16 protein-coding genes and 1 pseudogene are annotated in these 16,391 nt (G+C 37.9%); 9 read left to right on the top strand and 8 right to left on the bottom strand.

The features are described from left to right. The first annotated feature begins 23 nt into the window (after positions 1-23). From OVA16_RS06930 to OVA16_RS06965, 8 genes are all read left to right on the top strand, one after another. Complete coding sequence (locus OVA16_RS06930) at positions 24-269, top strand: NifU family protein (RefSeq protein WP_267764436.1); 246 nt, start codon at positions 24-26, stop codon at positions 267-269. Positions 270-337: 68 nt separating this feature from the next. After that, complete coding sequence (locus tag OVA16_RS06935) at positions 338-979, top strand: hypothetical protein (protein WP_267764438.1); 642 nt, start codon at positions 338-340, stop codon at positions 977-979. After that, entirely contained in the window at positions 979-1,548 is a 570-nt protein-coding gene (locus OVA16_RS06940) for a hypothetical protein (protein ID WP_267764440.1), read from the top strand. The genes OVA16_RS06935 and OVA16_RS06940 overlap by 1 nt, the downstream gene beginning before the upstream one ends. A gap of 127 nt (positions 1,549-1,675) precedes the next feature. Next, positions 1,676-2,281, top strand: a complete 606-nt coding sequence (locus OVA16_RS06945) for an RNA polymerase sigma factor (RefSeq protein ID WP_267764441.1) — start codon at positions 1,676-1,678, stop codon at positions 2,279-2,281. Then, on the top strand, positions 2,262-3,044 hold the full coding sequence (locus OVA16_RS06950; RefSeq protein WP_267764442.1) for a HEAT repeat domain-containing protein: 783 nt from the start codon (positions 2,262-2,264) through the stop codon (positions 3,042-3,044). Before OVA16_RS06945 ends, OVA16_RS06950 begins: the two co-directional genes overlap by 20 nt. Before the next feature lie 8 nt (positions 3,045-3,052). Next, on the top strand, positions 3,053-4,063 hold the full coding sequence (locus tag OVA16_RS06955) for a hypothetical protein (RefSeq protein ID WP_267764443.1): 1,011 nt from the start codon (positions 3,053-3,055) through the stop codon (positions 4,061-4,063). Between the two features lie 121 nt (positions 4,064-4,184). After that, positions 4,185-4,919, top strand: coding sequence for a glycoside hydrolase family 10 protein (locus tag OVA16_RS06960; protein ID WP_267764445.1), 735 nt, complete (start codon positions 4,185-4,187; stop codon positions 4,917-4,919). Between the two features lie 43 nt (positions 4,920-4,962). After that, positions 4,963-6,297 carry a family 10 glycosylhydrolase gene (locus OVA16_RS06965; RefSeq protein ID WP_267765357.1) on the top strand — a complete coding sequence of 445 codons (1,335 nt, stop codon included), beginning with the start codon at positions 4,963-4,965 and terminating at the stop codon, positions 6,295-6,297. A gap of 410 nt (positions 6,298-6,707) precedes the next feature. Here the strand turns inward: OVA16_RS06965 and def are convergent, their stop codons facing one another. The 5 genes and pseudogenes from def to OVA16_RS06990 form a co-directional block, all read right to left on the bottom strand. After that, on the bottom strand, positions 6,708-7,265 hold the full coding sequence (def, locus tag OVA16_RS06970) for a peptide deformylase (RefSeq protein WP_267764447.1): 558 nt from the start codon (positions 7,263-7,265) through the stop codon (positions 6,708-6,710). A gap of 79 nt (positions 7,266-7,344) precedes the next feature. Next, on the bottom strand, positions 7,345-8,574 hold the full coding sequence (locus OVA16_RS06975) for a M16 family metallopeptidase (protein WP_267764449.1): 1,230 nt from the start codon (positions 8,572-8,574) through the stop codon (positions 7,345-7,347). Between the two features lie 87 nt (positions 8,575-8,661). Next, positions 8,662-8,889: a hypothetical protein gene (locus OVA16_RS06980; protein WP_267764451.1), complete on the bottom strand. Its 228-nt coding sequence runs from the start codon at positions 8,887-8,889 to the stop codon at positions 8,662-8,664. Between the two features lie 2 nt (positions 8,890-8,891). Then, the gene (locus OVA16_RS06985; RefSeq protein WP_267764453.1) at positions 8,892-9,149 is read right to left on the bottom strand and encodes a hypothetical protein; all 258 of its coding nucleotides are present in this window, start codon (positions 9,147-9,149) and stop codon (positions 8,892-8,894) included. Between the two features lie 102 nt (positions 9,150-9,251). Beyond that, a pseudogene (locus OVA16_RS06990) lies at positions 9,252-12,207 on the bottom strand (SNF2-related protein). A gap of 637 nt (positions 12,208-12,844) precedes the next feature. Between OVA16_RS06990 and OVA16_RS06995 the strand changes: the two are divergent. Beyond that, on the top strand, positions 12,845-13,513 hold the full coding sequence (locus OVA16_RS06995) for a GIN domain-containing protein (RefSeq protein ID WP_267764454.1): 669 nt from the start codon (positions 12,845-12,847) through the stop codon (positions 13,511-13,513). A 132-nt stretch (positions 13,514-13,645) separates the two neighbouring features. Here the strand turns inward: OVA16_RS06995 and OVA16_RS07000 are convergent, their stop codons facing one another. From OVA16_RS07000 to OVA16_RS07010, 3 genes are all read right to left on the bottom strand, one after another. Further along, positions 13,646-15,187, bottom strand: coding sequence for an aldehyde dehydrogenase family protein (locus OVA16_RS07000; protein ID WP_267764455.1), 1,542 nt, complete (start codon positions 15,185-15,187; stop codon positions 13,646-13,648). A 75-nt stretch (positions 15,188-15,262) separates the two neighbouring features. Continuing rightward, a complete protein-coding gene (locus tag OVA16_RS07005) occupies positions 15,263-15,715 on the bottom strand; it encodes a hypothetical protein (protein WP_267764457.1) in 453 nt (150 codons plus the stop codon). 162 nt (positions 15,716-15,877) lie between these two features. Beyond that, positions 15,878-16,339, bottom strand: a complete 462-nt coding sequence (locus OVA16_RS07010) for a nuclear transport factor 2 family protein (RefSeq protein WP_267764458.1) — start codon at positions 16,337-16,339, stop codon at positions 15,878-15,880. Positions 16,340-16,391: the final 52 nt, after the last annotated feature.

Genomic DNA, 16,391 nt, shown 5'->3' on the forward strand with positions numbered 1-16,391 from the left:
TTTATATTTTAAAAATTAAAAAAATGGATTTAACAGCACGAGTAGAGGAAGCTTTAGAAACTATCAGACCTTATTTGATAGCTGATGGGGGAAATGTAGCTATTGAAGAAATCACATCAGACAATATTGTAAAAGTAAAACTATTAGGTAACTGTGGGTCGTGCAAAATGAGTTTCATGACCATGAAAGCGGGCATTGAGCAGGCTATTATTAAAGCAGTGCCAGAAATTAAAGGTGTAGAAGCCGTTGATTTAGCGCCTCAAGTGTAACAATTTAACACATTTTAACCAAATACAAACCCAATAGCATATACATTTGTTCTATTATTGTATTACAGATGAGATATACTTTAGTCCTCATATTATTGCTTTTTGTTAGTTCGGTTTTTGCGCAAGATAAAAACCCTCAAAACAAATTGGTTCAGTTTTCTGGTATTGTTACCGATGCTGATAGTAATGTTGTTGTGCCGTATGTTACCATTACCAATGTGAGTAACAAGCAACAGAAATATGCGGCCAACTATCAAGGTTTTTTCTCTTTTGTGGCTAATCCGGGCGATACGGTAATGTTTTCTGCGGTTGGTTTTACGAGCAAAACTTTAGTGCTTCCTACCATAATTACAGATAATAAGTATACGGCAATGGTTCAAATTAAGTCTGAAATTGTTTATTTGAAAACAGTTAGGGTTAATCCGTGGGCCACGGTAGAGGAGTTTAATAAGGATTTTCTTTCGCTAAAAGTAGCCGATGATGATATGGCCATAGCCAAGAAAAATCTTTCTCGCCAAAGTATTAATGGCATGAAACTAACTTTGCCTCGTGATGGTGGAGAAATTGCCAACTCTAACTATCGTTATAATTTCGATAGAATGATGAACGTGAATATGCGGCAAACCAATCCATTGCTAAACCCTTTTGCTTGGGGTAGGTTAATGCAAGAAATCTTTAATGGCGATAAAGCCAGAAACTCGGAACAATAATGAAGAAAAAACGCCCTCTCTACATTTTATCTTTCTTAGCTGTAATTGTAAGTTTTTTCGCTTGTAAAAAAGAAAACCCAAATCCCGCCACTTTAATTGGAAGCTGGGAATTAAAGGAAATCCAACTTTCTGAAACAAATAAAACATATCCGCTGGATTCATTTAGAAATGTAATTTCTGCCAGCATTACCTTTAACCCAGACTCATCTTTTGCTATAACAGATAATTTTGGGCGTGTGCAAATATTGCCACTTTCAAGCGGTTCGCTCGCATTAGCTGAACTTTACGATAAGCCAAGGCATGCTAACGCTAGATTTATAATTTATAAAGGATATGAAGAATTGCCTGTAACCTCATCGAAATTTAGCGTTGACGAAAATACAATTTATTTTGACACTGAATACAAAGATGCTAATACGATTAGATCAAATAGGTTTTTTAGACAATTTGAACTCAAAAGCAATGCAGAACTTGAGATTTATCACGAAAGCATGATGGTCTACAACCAACAAAGTAATTTGTATTTAAACGGTAAAATCAAGTTTATATACAAAAGGAATAGCTTTTAGGGGCCTCTTATCTACATTCGTAGAATTTGTTTTATTTTTTTCTTTTTTGGTGCAACAAAACAACTGCTTGGCCGACTATCATATAGTTAGCAACCCAAAAGCTGTGCGATTTAAATGATATCTTTAAATGCTACAGCGTAATAAATTAGTAGAAATAAGTTTTATACCCTTGCATCTGAGTATCTCTATAAACGAACAAGAATTGGTAAAGCAATGCCTGGCCGGCGAAGAAAAAGGCTATGCTATGCTCTACAATAAATATGCAAAACGTATTTATCATGCCGTTTTTAGAGTAATGGGCAATAGCGCAGAGAGCGAAGATATTGTACAGGAAGCATTTTGCATCGCTTTTGAACAACTTGGCAAGTTAAAAAAACAAAACAACTTTGAAGGCTGGGTAAAACGCATTGCAATTAATCAGGCCATATCAACCCTAAGAAAGAAAAAAATGGTTTTTGCTGATGATAGCCATTTAGAAGCGGTTGCTGATGAGGATGTGGATATGGATGAGGAATTTTTGTTTCAATGCCAGGTAGATGAGGTAAAAGCGGCAATACAATCTTTGCCAGACGGATATCGGACCATTGTTTCTTTGCATTTATTTGAAGATATGGGACAAGAAGAGATTGGTAATATGCTAGGCATTAGTCATGCAACAGTGCGCAGCCAATACCACAGAGCTAAGAAAAAGATTTTTACAGTATTAAAAGATAATGCACATTATGGAACGTGATGTTTTAAAGCGATACGTTGAGCAGCATAAAGATGCTTTCGAAAGCGAAGCTTTGCCTCCAAATATGTTAGGCAATATTTTGGATAAGTTAAAAGAACGCGAAGAGAAAAAAGCTGCAAAGGCACGCAAACTAACTTTTACTTGGTTGGCAGTAGCTTGCTCTTTATTGATAACTGTTGGCACCTATTTGTTTGTTTCGCGAGGTACTGATGAAATACAAAAAGGCGATAGCAAGATTGCAGCTAATAAAGTAAAACCGGTAGAGCTACCTATAGTTTCTAAAATAGAGAAACAGCTAATTGTAGAAAAACCCGTAGTAGTAAAGCCTGTAACAACTAAGCAATTTGCTGCTCATCAACCCAAAGCAGATCCCTACAAAGAAATATACGATGGTTTAAAAGATAGCCTCTCGGTTGCGAGTAGATTAGAAGCGATCATCAAAGTAAATGGGATGGCATCGCTCAGCGAAAAATTAAAAACGGAGCTTTGCAAAACATTTGATAAAGACGGAAATGATAATGTGAGGTTAGCAGCCTTAGAAGTGCTTTCTAAATTCTCTAACGATATATATATCCATGAACAATTGGTAGCCGGATTGGGGAAACAAAAAGATCCGGTGGTACAATTGGAACTGGTAAAGATAATTGGGAACAACAGCAGCCCAGAAACTACCAACAAACTGATTGCGATGGCCAACAATCCGTTTACGGTTAATGCTGTAAAAGAACAGGTATACTATGCCTTATTAACAAACAATAATTAAACAAACAAATGAACAAGATAACATTTATAGCTTCGGCATTACTTTTAACAGTAACGCAAGCATTTGCCCAAAAAGAATTTAAAATAGCAAAAACCAGTGGTAAACTGGTAATCAATAACATTTCTAATTTAAGCGTAGAAGGTTACGACGGAAAAGAAATCATCTTGTTGGCGAAGAGCAAAGACGAAAACACCGACGATCCTAGGGCAGCAGGTTTAAGCCCTTTGAGTAATGTAGGTTTCGATAATACTGGAATTGGAATTAGTGTAACAGAGAAAGAAAATTTAACCATAGTTTCTCCAATAGAAAGAGAGTTAACCTTAAAAGTGAAGCTGCCTAAAAATGTAGCTTTGTCTTTTAAAACTACAGGTTTTGGCAACGGCGACTCTACGGTAATTGCGCTAAGTAATATCCACAGCGAAATAGATGCCTCTACCCAATATGAACATGTTTTGTTGAAGAATGTAACGGGTCCTATTAGCTTAAAAACACTCTATGGAAATATTGAGGGCAAATTAACACCGTCTTTTAAAGGCCCCATATCTTTAGTGTCTGTGTATGGCTTTATTGATGTAACCGTACCAGATAATACGAAAGCGGATATGTCTATCAATACCACTTACGAAACTTTATATGCAGCTAAAGACCTTAAATTGGTAATGGATGAAGCTCCAAAAAAAGAAAGCGCTTCATTTCCATCGATATCTGGGCTTGCATCGGGGCGAAATGCTCAAGTAATTACCATAGACGGAACAAGGGCGGCGGCAGTTGCTCCTCAAATTAAAGGCACTGGAAATACTACAACTGTAGATGTGCTAACAACTACTACTACAAGTGGTAAATCGGCTAAAGCGAAGGCATCTGCAGTAACTGGTGATTTAGCTTTTGCTTATAACATAGACTCTCCTATTTCTGCAATTTTCTCCAGTAAAGGCACAGTTGTTAATGGTAAACTAAACGGCGGTGGGGAGAAAGTTATCTTAAAATCTACCTATGGTAAAATTTATTTGAGAAAATAAACCACACAAATGCTATACGAGAAGCCAACATTGAAAAATAGTTGGCTTTTTTGTTAAACATTGTTGCGTTAAATTGCTGGTTTTTGCTTAGCTTTAATGAAATAACCTAACAAAACCGCATATGAAGAAAGTTTTACTTTTGGCAGCTATGTTTTTGCTGCAAATTGCTGCATTTTCGCAAAATCCTAAAAGAGAAGTTAGAGCAGCGTGGATAACCACCCACCTAAGTTTAGATTGGCCTACATCAGCGGATGCCATAGCAACCAAGCAAACAAAGTTGCTCGCCATTCTAGACAACCTAAAAGGAGTGGGCATCAATACCATTTATTTTCAAGTTAGAGGTGTTGCAGATGCTTTTTACCCAAATGCTATAGTTCCTTGGTCTAACCGATTAACGGGTACCTATGGTGCCGACCCAGGCTGGGATCCGCTCGCTTTTGCCGTAAGCGCTTGTCATGAACGTGGTATGGAAATACATGCTTGGTTAAATCCTTATAGAGCCGCTACAGACGAGCCCCTTATCAATAGTTATAGCGCTACTCATAAAGCAAAAACAAACCCAGAATGGTTACTAGAGTATGCCACAACCAACCCGTCGACAGGATATATAACTAGATTAAAATATTTCAATCCAGCCCTAGCTGCCGTTAGAAACCACATTAATGATGTAGTTTCTGAATTGGTGTCTAATTATGATTTAGATGGCATTCACTTTGACGACTACTTTTATTACTCTGGGCTTGGCACCCAAGACGCAAGTAATTTCTCGTCCGATCCGCGTGGATTTTCCAATATTAATGATTGGCGGAGAGACAATGTTACACTATTGATTCAGCAACTGAGTAATTTCTATTAAAAACTTAAAGCCTTGGGTTAAATTTGGTATCTCACCATCTGGTATATACAGAAATTTTACTGTTCCAGGTTCAAGCCCATCTGTTACTACTACTGGATCGGAGCATTATGCCACCCAATATGCCGATACTAAAAAGTGGATGGAAGACGGCTTGATAGATTATTTGGCACCGCAAGTTTATTGGGCATTTAGCCAGGTTAGCGGTAATGCCAAATTCAATTATGTTACCGATTATTGGAACCGTCAAAATTTTACAAGACATTTAATTATTGGCCTTGCTACTTATCGAACCAATGATGGCACTAGCTCTCAGTATACTGTAGACGAAATCAAAAATCAACTTAATTATTTGAGATCCAATACACCAAATGTTTTAGGGACTGCACATTTCAGAGCTGCACATACAATTATCAGCTCTACTGCAACCAAACCTACTATGGAATATGTTAGAGATAACCAATATAGTATTCCTGCAATTATTCCTGCAATGACTTGGATTGATGCCATTGCCCCGGCAGAACCTACCAACTTAACCCCAAGTTTGGTTGCGGGCAAAACACAGCTTGCTTGGACAGCTCCCGCCAGCACTACAGATGAGCTGCAAAAAGTAGTAAGATACGCCGTTTATCGTTCTACAATGCCAACCATAGATTATAGTAGTTCTGCAAACTTAATTGCCATTTTACCGAGTAGCGCTGTTACTTATACCGATAATGCGGTAACACCAGGTAGCGGAACTTCCTATTACTATGCTGTAGCTTCTTTAGATAGAATTAGTAACGAAAGTGTGGCTAGTAATGTGGTGCCAGATGCCGTTACACTTCCGGTTAAGTTAATTAACTTTGCTGCCAAAAAAGACAACAACAGGGTAAAAATTGAATGGGCTACCGCAAGCGAAACTAACAGTGATTATTTTTTGGTTGAGAAAGCCGGAGCTGATGGTGTTTTTAGCTATTTGGATAAGCAAAGCTCTAGTTCACAAAATTCGACCACAGTTAAAAACTACGTAACTTTAGATATCAATCCGTTTAATGGAGTAAATTACTATAGATTAACTCAGGTTGATAAAAATGGAGACATAGCGAAACCTATGCTTACTTCTGTTGATTTCAATGAGTTGATTGTAGTTAATGCTAAAGCTTTTCCAAATCCAACTCAGAAAGAAATCAATTTCAGTTTAGAAAATTTTCAAGGTAAATCTATTAAAACAAAGTTGATCAACTTGTACGGACAGTTGGTGCACGAAGAAGAGTTTAGCATTCAAACTGGCGTTGGTAAATATCAACTTAGTTTAAGAAATGAATTGCCGAAAGGACAATATATTTTAACCTTGTCAGATCATACTTTTAAGAAAAATATTAAGTTGATTGTGCTGTAAGCCTAAGTTTGATTAATATTTTTCGTCCTACAACACCCCGGTCTTCGACCACCCCTCTGAAAGAGGGGAATTGCGACCTAGATTCCCCTCCTTTGGAGGGGTGCCAGAGAGGCGAGGTGGTAAAAATTATGATAGACTGTTTAAGTGTCACGCAATCATTCTTTAATTATCTGTCTATCAGGCTTTAATTTTAAATTTTAGGGCTTGCGATTTTTTTAAACAGGATAATTAAACTTCGTAAGTCTTCCGTTAATAATGATGCTAGCAAAAGCAAAGGGGCTGTCTCAAAAGTAAAATAATGCCGTCATTTCGACGATCAAAGGAGGAGAAATCTCTTTCAGAATCACTTCTGAGGCAGATCTCTCTCTAGCGTTCGAGATGACGAGCGACTTTTGAGACAGCCTCTTCTACTATCTTTTTTTATTTTGTCTAGGAAACTTCATTTTATAGTCTGCATGAACCTCGCCTCTGGTGATCTTGTCTAATTTGCTTTTAATTAACTGTTTACGCAACATGTTAATTTTCTCGGTAAATAATTTTCCTTCAATATGATCGTACTCATGTTGTATTACCCGAGCGGCAAAACCAGAAACTTGCTCTTCATGCTTTTGCCAGTTTTCGTCGTAATAGCTGATTAAAACATTTGGCTTGCGGAAAACTTCTTCCCTAATTTCGGGAATACTTAGACAACCTTCTGTAAAGCCCCAAGGTTCGCCAGTTTCTTCTAAAATTTGTGCATTGATAAAAACTTTCTTGTACTGCGGTTCATCATCATTATCGCCAGTATCAACCACAAACAAACGAATTGGCAAACCAACTTGTGGTGCTGCTAAACCTACACCACTGGCATTGTACATGGTTTCCCACATATTTGCTATCAATTCGTTCAGGTTTGGATAGTCTTCGTCTATTGGTGTACAAACTTTTTTTAATACAGGGTCGCCATAGGCTACAATTGAAAGTTTCATAGTGCAAATTTAAGAAAATTGTTTGATTGCTTGATGGTTTTAATTGTTACCGACATGTACTCCCGTTCTCGACAAAAGCTCAATCTATCGGATTAAATAGCAAACTTGTCCATTTACTTTCGTCGAAAACTTCGTTAATAATTTGCGACATATCTGCAACGCTTACTTGTCTTATTTTTTGAAATACCGTTTCTAAACTATCGATATGGTTATAGTCTAACAAACTTTTTGCCATGGCTATAATTAGGCCAATCCTGTTTTCTTCTCCAAGTGCAATTTGGCCAATAAACTTGTTTTGCGCTTTGTGCAGTTGTACTTCTGTTAAAGGTTTTTGCTTTAGCTTATTCATCTCCTTGCGGATAAGCTGCATAGCTTTTGGTGCCTTTTCTTTATCAGTACCAAAGTAAATGGCAAAAATTCCCGTATCAGAAAGTGGGCTATAGGCAGATTCTATAGTGTAAGCAATACCATATTTTTCCCGAAGTTGTAGGTTAAGTATGGAGCTCATTCCGTTACCGCCAAACAAGTTGTTTAACAATAGCAAGCCTGTTTTGTAAGGATGGTATAGCGAATAGGTTTGAGTGCCCATCATGCAATGGCTTTGGGAAATCTGCTTATCCACCGTTTGGTGCAAAGGGGCATTAATTACAGGAGCAATTCGGCTAATTGAACTTGTATTTTCAGGAACTTCAGCAAAATATTTTTCTCCAATTTTTGCCAGCTTGTTCAATGAGTAATTGCCAATAACCGCAACTATAATTTGATCGGTTCTGTAATTGTTTTTAACAAAAGATTGAATGTCTTTTTTTGATAGACTAGCAACCGTTTCTGGTGTGCCTAAAATGTTCCTGCCAAACGAGTGCCCTCTAAACAAAATATCCTCGAAATCATCGTTAATAGCTTCTTCTGGTTGGTCTAAATAGGAAGCAATTTCATCTAACACCACACCTTTTTCTTTTTCCATTTCATCCTCTGGGAAAGTAGAATGAAATACGATATCGTTAAAAAGCTCTAGCGTTCTGTCTAAATAAGGGTGTAAGAATGAAGCATGAATACAAGTGTATTCTTTGGTTGTGTAGGCATTTAAGTCGGCTCCAACACTTTCTAACCTGTTTAAAATTTGCGAAGTAGTTCGTTTTTCGGTGCGTTTAAAAATTAAATGCTCTATAAAATGCGCCAACCCCATTTGCGCATCTTCCTCATCGCGAGAACCGGCATTTATCAAAATACAAGCATGTGAAATTGCCGAGGCAGCTGGAACATGCAAAATACGAATGCCATTTTTAAGTGTATGAACGTTGTACTCCATTGAAGCGGCAAAGATACGGTTGTTTTATGGTTAAAACGTTGAAATAATGTAAGTTTATAAGGATTTGAGCACTAAAATAATGTGCGTTTACTTTTTCATAAACCGCTCGATGATACTGCCAAGATCTTCCACTTCGTCATTTTCTTCAATCACAGGCTCATCGGTTTTATAATCAATGCGCACCCATTTTTTACCTCTAAGTTTGGTAATGAGCAGGTATTCTTCTCCCATTTTAAAAATGGTAAAGGTGTTGTCTTCTTCGGCAACCACCTCGTAAATTTCTCCGCGAAGTTTAAAGTGAAAACTATCTTCCATCGTTAAAACTCCTCCTCTTCGTCTTCTTCCTCTTCAGGATTTTCTTTGTAGGCTTCAATTAGCTTGCCTAAGGCATTCACTTCTTCATCAATCTCAAAAATGGGCGTTCCTGTTTCGCCGTCAAATTTAATCCATTGTTCGCCATTATCTTTCTGGATTTGAACGTACTCTTTACCGTTTTTATAAATGGTGTAAGTCTCATTTCCTTCTGGGAAAACTGCGTAATTGATGTTGTTAATTTCTAAATCGAAAGGTTGCATAATAAGTTAAAAGTTTAAAGTCAAAAGTAAAAAGCGCAATTCCGTTGTGTTTTGCTTTTCTCTCCCTTTTGGGGAGAGATGTCTACAGGGCAGAGAGGGGCTTTACGCCAAAAGGTCTCTAATATCGTCTTTGCTTAACGATTTAAAGAAACTTTCCTCTGTGGTAATTAACGAACTGGCCAACGATTTCTTACGACGTTGCAATGCCAAAATCTTCTCTTCTACAGTATCTTTTGAGATAAATTTGTAGATGAAAACCTTTTTGTCCTGTCCAATGCGATGGGTACGGTCAATGGCTTGCTGTTCTATAGCTGGGTTCCACCACGGGTCTAAAATAAACACATAATCTGCTTGGGTTAAATTTAAACCCACACCACCAGCTTTTATGGAGATTAAGAATACCTTTAAGTCTTCATTCTGTTGAAAATCTGCCACAATTTCGCCACGGTTTCTGGTACCTCCATCTAAGTAAGCATATCTGATTTGCTCTTTTTCAAGATGTTTCCTAAAAATATCCAAATGCTTCACAAACTGAGAGAAGATTAAAACCTTGTGCCCGCCTTTTAAAACATTGTCGAGCGTGTGCATTACGTTCTCAAACTTGCCAGAATCAGAAGTATATTCCTCGTCAATCATTACCGGGTGGTTAGCTAGCTGGCGTAAAGCGGTTAGGCCCTGCAAAATCTGGATTTGTTTTTTGGCATAGGTGCCATTGTCCATGCTGCTCAGCAAATCGTTGCGATAGGCCGATTTTGTTTTTTCGTAGTAAGCCGCTTGGTCCTCGCTCATGTCGCAATAGAAAATATGCTCTGTTTTTGGAGGAAGCTCTGACGCCACTTGCTCTTTGGTACGGCGCAATACAAAAGGTTTGATGATAGCCTGCAATTTCTTTGCCTTATCTTCGTCTTTACGTTTTTCTATGGCTTGTACATATTCTTCGTTAAAAAAAGCTTGGGTGCCCAGTAAGCCGGGGTTTAGAAAAGTGAGTTGTGTCCATAAATCGCTAACCGAGTTTTCTATCGGCGTACCACTCAGTACCAGTTTATGTCTCGATTTCAGCATTCTTACAGCCTTAAACGACTTGGAAGAAGGGTTTTTAATATTCTGGCTTTCATCTAGAATGATGTAGTTGAAATAAAAGCCCGGCAATACATCTGCATCTACACGAGTTACGCCGTAAGTAGTTATTACCACATCATATTTATCGAAACTGGCAATATCCTTATTTCTGTTTGTTCCCGTGTGCGACAGAATTTTTAAAGAAGGAGTAAATTTTTTGGCCTCGTTAATCCAGTTGTAAATTAAGGAAGTAGGCATCACAATTAGCGAGGTACTGTGGCTATTGTTTTGCGCATCTTCTTCTTTCATTTTTTGCAGCATGGCCAAGGTTTGTATGGTTTTACCTAAACCCATATCATCGGCCAGGCAACCACCAAAATTGTATTCACGTAAAAAACTAAACCAATTGTAACCTGCTTTTTGGTAATGGCGCAAATCGCCTTTAAAGTTTACAGGCATCGAAAAATCATCAATCTGCTCAAAATCGTTCAGCTTTTGCAGCTTACGGTCTAGCGTAACGTTGGTAATGCTATCTTCGGCCAAATCGTTAATTAAGCCCACATGATATTTCTTCAGTTTCAATTGTTTGCCTGCATCGGCCAAGCTAAATAAACTGCTATACTGCGTAAACCATTTTTCGGGGATAACGGCAATATCGCCATCTGGCAAAACAAACTCTCTTTTTTTATGGAGAATATGCTGTTTTAAAGCAATAAAAGGGATGGGATGGATGCCGAAATAAACAATGGCATTGATATCGAACCAGTCGTTATCCTCTTTAATTTCGAAATCAATTTTATTGCTGCCCAGCACAAAACGTTTGGCGCTAGTAGCTTGTTCCACATCAAAACCTTGCTCTTTTAATACCTCAATATGTTCGTTTACCCAGCTAATGATGGCGTAAGAGGCATCATGGTTTTCATTTAGTATTGGCAACTCTAAATGGTGGAAAAGCGCACTTACTTTTTTTAAGCCTAAACCCGTTAAAAAGTTAAATTGCTGTTTCTCCCAATCAATATTTCGCTTAATGCGATGAAAGGTATAATTAACAGTTTTAGCGGCATTGGCTTCATCATCGTCAATATTTTCAGCAATGGTCGCAGTAACATGCTCTTTGGTTAAACGAACTGTTACTTTGTGCTCATTACCCATCGCAAAAGAATATTCGCCATATTTAAAATATAGCTGAATTTGCGAAACGCCATTTTCTACATAAATTACTTTGATGGTGGCTTTTGGCTCATATTTCTCAGTCTTAATTTCGAAACCTTCGGCGTAAACGTGGTATTTCTCAATTAACGGCGCAACAAATTTTTCGAAGTAAGTTTCTTCCGTAGCCTTTGGTATGGTAATGTATCTTTTGTTTAAAAAAGGTGTGAGTTTCTTGCCTTCAAAATCTTGCTCAAAAAAGTACATCACATCGTTTAGCAACAACCAAGCAGGCTGATTGCAAATTACTTGAGCATCCTTAAACATAAAATCGATACGCAGACCTTGGTATTTGATGGTAGGGAAGTAGCGTGTTTCTACTTCGTTTCTGCGGAAATGGAATAAAATGGTCGATGCTTCGGTTGCCAATTCTATTTTACGTTCTGCAGGCCAGCCATCTTTATCCATTAAATACAAGCCGCCCGTAGTTTTCAGCGTTTCTAAAACCTCGACTAGTTTTTTTTCGATTTTGGGTCTAACAGATCTCGAAAAACTTTTGGTCGTAAAACTTGCTAAAAAACTCGAATGGCCTAACGGCTTTTTTATGGTACTTTTTGATGATGAAATCTTGTTCGGTTTCATCCAAAATTTTGATGAGTTTAAAATCTAAATCTGTTAAATGCTTGGCAAACTCTTGCGCCGTATGTGTAAATAAGCGTTGGTAAGTTAACGAAAAATCGCCCTGCGGATTAAGCTGAACAATGTGCGGCTCAATTAAATAGCCCAAATAATCGTGCTTGCATAAAGAATACACAATTTGGCAGGGTGCTGAACTATTTACTCGTAACATTGCTTAGTAGAAAAATTTATTAAAAGGTACGCTGATAAAAATTTCTAAACTTACGCCAAATAGTTGTTTTTTCAAAGCAAAAGCTAAAAAGGATAGATGATTTTTATAGTTCTTAAATTATTAGAAAAGCAGGGTTGGTGCTACTGTTTTCGTTCGTCCCGCCATTCGCTTTACTGCGGGGTAAACACTTAGGTTTACCCCTACGTGCTCGCTGTTGTCGGGTTTAATTAACAAAGAACTCTACTACTAGGGGCTTTGACAAACCTCTACCCCGTTCGCTATAGGTTTGTCAAAGCTAACTAGCGGGGCTGCCTTTACTAACAAACACTAACATTCTCTTCTTAAAAACTCAACATCTACACGAAATCCCTTAAAAAATTGCTGCCCGTTGGTCGAAAAATTACAGGCGTTGGTCTAGGGTTAACTGCTCGTCGTATAAAACGGAGAAAAGCTGTGCAACGTTTTTGTTTTCTCGCAGTCTTATATTCGAAAACATCCTGAAAAGGTTGACAATTAACAGAAAATCAAAAAGATAAAAATATTAAGATTATGAAACCATCATGATTTTGTAAATCAAAAAAACAACAAAATCAAATCATGATAGCTTCATTACAAATGAAATTAAATTAAAAAGATTATGAAAACTTCTATTAAAAATTTATTCGTGGTAGCATTAGGTTTAGTAACCATTTCTACATCAGCATTTGCAAATGACAACAAAGAAAATGCAAAAAACAATGTAAGCGCTAACAAAGTAACCATCTTAAACGAGGTAAAAAATATCAACAAAATTGTAGCTTCAGGTAATGTAGAAATATTTGTGGTACAAGCACCCACAGAAAGCGTAAAAGTGTACGATAGCTATTACTCAAAAAATGCGTTGGTGCAGCAAAAAGATGGTGTGTTGCGCATCAGTTCTTTTGAAGCGGCGCCGCTAACAGTAACGGTTTATGTTCGTAATATCTCATCTATCGAAGCAACAGATAACGCCTCAGTAAAAACTTACGGAAAAGTGAACTTTTTAAGCTTAGATGTGTTATTGAAAGACAAAGCAACGGCAGAAATTAACGCCAACACGGTTAACCTTTTTACTTCGGTAAAAGACCAAGCCAGCTTAAAATTGAGCGGCACTACAGAAGAGCACTACGCTTTAATGGGTACAGCAGCGAAGATGACAACAGGTAACTTTGTAGCTGGCACATCGGATGTGAAATCTATTGCTCCAGTCTATAGCGCACAGGCAAAAGTAGTTGCGAAAACTTTAGAAGCAATTGCCGCAAATGATGAGATGCTTTTGGGTAAATAAAATCCGCTCCCTGAAAAAGGGCTCTACATAAATGTAAAAGGCAGTTCGATTGGTTGAGCTGCCTTTTTGGTTTTTATAAACACTTACGAAGTTTACTTTGCCGTTTAAAAACTTCGTAAGTCTTAAATCCTATTACAAATCAAACTTTATTCCCTGCGCTAACGGCAAAGTATTCGAGTAATTAATGGTATTCGTTTGTCGGCGCATGTAAGCTTTCCAAGCGTCAGAACCACTTTCTCTACCGCCGCCAGTTTCTTTCTCGCCACCAAAAGCGCCACCAATTTCAGCACCAGAAGTGCCGATGTTTACGTTGGCAATACCGCAATCAGAACCTTGCGCAGATAGGAACTGCTCTGCTTCACGCAAATTCAAGGTCATAATGGCAGATGATAAACCTTGTGGCACTGCATTTTGTAAAGCAATTGCCTCTTCCAAATCGTTATACTTAATTAAGTAAAGAATTGGCGCAAAAGTTTCGTGTTGTACAATGTCGTAGTCGTTTTCTACCTCGGCAATGCAAGGTTTTACATAGCAATCCGAGCTGTATTCGTCGCCTGCTAGCACACCACCTTCTATTACAAATTTGCCACCTTCGGCTTTACATTTTTCTATAGAAGCGAGGTAAGCGTTAACTGCATCTTTATCAATCAGCGGACCAACATGGTTATTTTGATCTAAAGGGTTGCCAATGCGCAACTGTCCGTAAGCTTTTACCAGTTTCGCTTTAAAAGTTTCGTACACACTTTCGTGGATGATTAACCTGCGTGTAGAAGTACAACGCTGACCAGCAGTACCCACAGCGCCAAAAACAGCACCAATTAAGGCCATATCTAGATCCGCATCTTTAGAAATGATGATGGCATTGTTACCACCTAATTCTAAAATGGTTTTGCCCAAACGGTTGGCTACCTGCATGGCCACAGCTTTTCCCATTCGGGTAGAGCCTGTAGCAGAAACTAAAGGCACACGGGTATCGGCGCTCATCAGTTTTCCTATTTCGGCATCGCCAATAATTAGACAAGAAACGCCCTCGGGAATATCATTCGCTGCAAAAACTTCTTCTGCTATACGCTGACAAGCAATGGCTGTGATCGGTGTTTTTTCTGATGGTTTCCAAACACAAACATTGCCGCAAACCCAAGCTAAAGCTGCATTCCAGCTCCAAACTGCTACGGGGAAATTGAATGCAGAAATAATGCCTACCACACCAAGTGGATGCCATTGCTCCATCATTCTATGGCTCTGGCGTTCGCTAGCAATGGTTAAACCGTACAGTTGTCGCGATAAACCTACTGCGAAATCGCAGATATCGATCATCTCTTGTACTTCACCTAAACCTTCCTGTAAGCTTTTACCCATTTCGTAGCTTACCAAAGTGCCTAAAGCAGTTTTTTTCTTTCTCAGCGCATCTCCAAACTGACGAACAATTTCGCCTCGTTTAGGAGCCGGTACTTTATTCCAAACTTTATAAGCCTCTTGTGCAGTGCTAATCACATGGTCGTACTCTTTCATAGAAGCGGCAAAAACCGAAGCAATTTTTTCGCCATCTACTGGCGACATGCTGTGGATATGCTCGCCATCTGCTGCGTGGCTCCATTTGCTTCCTGTACTATATGAAGGATTAAATCCTGCAATACCTAATTGTGCTAAAATTGAACTAATATCTGGTTTCATAATACTGTATTTTAATGGGATGTTTACAAATCAACAAAAAATAAAAAGAATGCGTTTTACTTTCTATCAAAGAGATTACTCGCAATACTTTCTTCTATTTTCTACAATGTACGATATTTTCCACTTTAGACCATTTTTAATTAGTTGAATTGATTTTACGCCACAAAACAGCAATCTATTGTTCATATAGCACTTATAATTTACCCAGACGCTTGCTAACTCATCATCAATTAGTATTTTGTTAATTGTAATTTGCTCATCTATCTTGCCACCGTTAAACTTAGAATAGCCGTTTACAAAGGCCTCTGCACTGTCGCCTGGTTTTATATCTTCTCCAGGTCTAATAGCTTGATTAGCATATTGTATCACAGCGCTTTTATGTAGTGTGCCAAGCATCATATTGCGGTCGTTTTTTCGCATGCCTTCAAAAAGCTGATTAACAGTTTCTTTGACAAATGTTTCGTCTATAGTTTGAGCAAAAGTTTGCGAGAAACAAATGCATAATAAAGCTATTAATAACGGTTTCATGGTATACATAAATTGGGTTTACTTAAAAAAATCAAATCAACAAAAAAATAAATAGATAATTCGTTTCTTGTTGTTAGTTTTTCGTTTTGTGGTTGCTCTCTTTGTACGTGCAAACAGCCTTGCCCTAAAGTCTTTGATCTTTGTTCTTTAGTCTTTGCTCTTTCAATTACAATTTTCCTTCCTCCTTGTGTCTATCAAATACACAATTTTCCATCCATTTTCTGTTTTTACCAATTGAAAAGAGTTTACGCCGCAGTGGCTAAACCTATCGCCAATATAAAACTTGTAATCTGTCCAAACGCTGGCCAAGTTATCGTCTATTAATATCTTTGTAAATGCAATCCTTTCATCGTAAATTTCTGGATGGGGTTTGGCAATGCTGGCTATAAACGAATTCAAATCAGCACTTTTAACCAAGGCTTTTCCATCTTTTGTTTTGGCAATAGTTTGCAAAATGGCACCTTCACTAAATGCTTGTTTAACTAAATTGCTATCTGCTTTTCGCATGCCGTCAAATAATTGGTTAATGGTTTTCTTGATGGCTTCTTCTTCGTTATTTTGGGCAAAAGCCGATATCGTTATTGTACAACAGAGCATTGCCAATAGCATTTTCAGTTTATTCATGACTTTGATGTTACTATTTTAAAGCTAAATATACCGAAATTTGTAATTAATT

It is taken from the genome of Pedobacter sp. SL55 (assembly GCF_026625705.1).
Lineage (GTDB): Bacteria > Bacteroidota > Bacteroidia > Sphingobacteriales > Sphingobacteriaceae > Pedobacter.

Coding starts and splice junctions, on each gene's coding strand:
- OVA16_RS06975 (WP_267764449.1), bottom strand. CDS start 8,574: ATGGAGTACAACGTTCATACACTTAAAAATGGCATTCGTATTTTGCAT.
- OVA16_RS07010 (WP_267764458.1), bottom strand. CDS start 16,339: ATGAATAAACTGAAAATGCTATTGGCAATGCTCTGTTGTACAATAACG.
- OVA16_RS06950 (WP_267764442.1), top strand. CDS start 2,262: ATGCACATTATGGAACGTGATGTTTTAAAGCGATACGTTGAGCAGCAT.
- OVA16_RS06960 (WP_267764445.1), top strand. CDS start 4,185: ATGAAGAAAGTTTTACTTTTGGCAGCTATGTTTTTGCTGCAAATTGCT.
- OVA16_RS07005 (WP_267764457.1), bottom strand. CDS start 15,715: ATGAAACCGTTATTAATAGCTTTATTATGCATTTGTTTCTCGCAAACT.
- OVA16_RS06980 (WP_267764451.1), bottom strand. CDS start 8,889: ATGGAAGATAGTTTTCACTTTAAACTTCGCGGAGAAATTTACGAGGTG.
- OVA16_RS06935 (WP_267764438.1), top strand. CDS start 338: ATGAGATATACTTTAGTCCTCATATTATTGCTTTTTGTTAGTTCGGTT.
- OVA16_RS06955 (WP_267764443.1), top strand. CDS start 3,053: ATGAACAAGATAACATTTATAGCTTCGGCATTACTTTTAACAGTAACG.
- def (WP_267764447.1), bottom strand. CDS start 7,265: ATGAAACTTTCAATTGTAGCCTATGGCGACCCTGTATTAAAAAAAGTT.
- OVA16_RS06945 (WP_267764441.1), top strand. CDS start 1,676: ATGCTACAGCGTAATAAATTAGTAGAAATAAGTTTTATACCCTTGCAT.
- OVA16_RS06930 (WP_267764436.1), top strand. CDS start 24: ATGGATTTAACAGCACGAGTAGAGGAAGCTTTAGAAACTATCAGACCT.
- OVA16_RS06985 (WP_267764453.1), bottom strand. CDS start 9,149: ATGCAACCTTTCGATTTAGAAATTAACAACATCAATTACGCAGTTTTC.
- OVA16_RS06940 (WP_267764440.1), top strand. CDS start 979: ATGAAGAAAAAACGCCCTCTCTACATTTTATCTTTCTTAGCTGTAATT.
- OVA16_RS06995 (WP_267764454.1), top strand. CDS start 12,845: ATGAAAACTTCTATTAAAAATTTATTCGTGGTAGCATTAGGTTTAGTA.
- OVA16_RS07000 (WP_267764455.1), bottom strand. CDS start 15,187: ATGAAACCAGATATTAGTTCAATTTTAGCACAATTAGGTATTGCAGGA.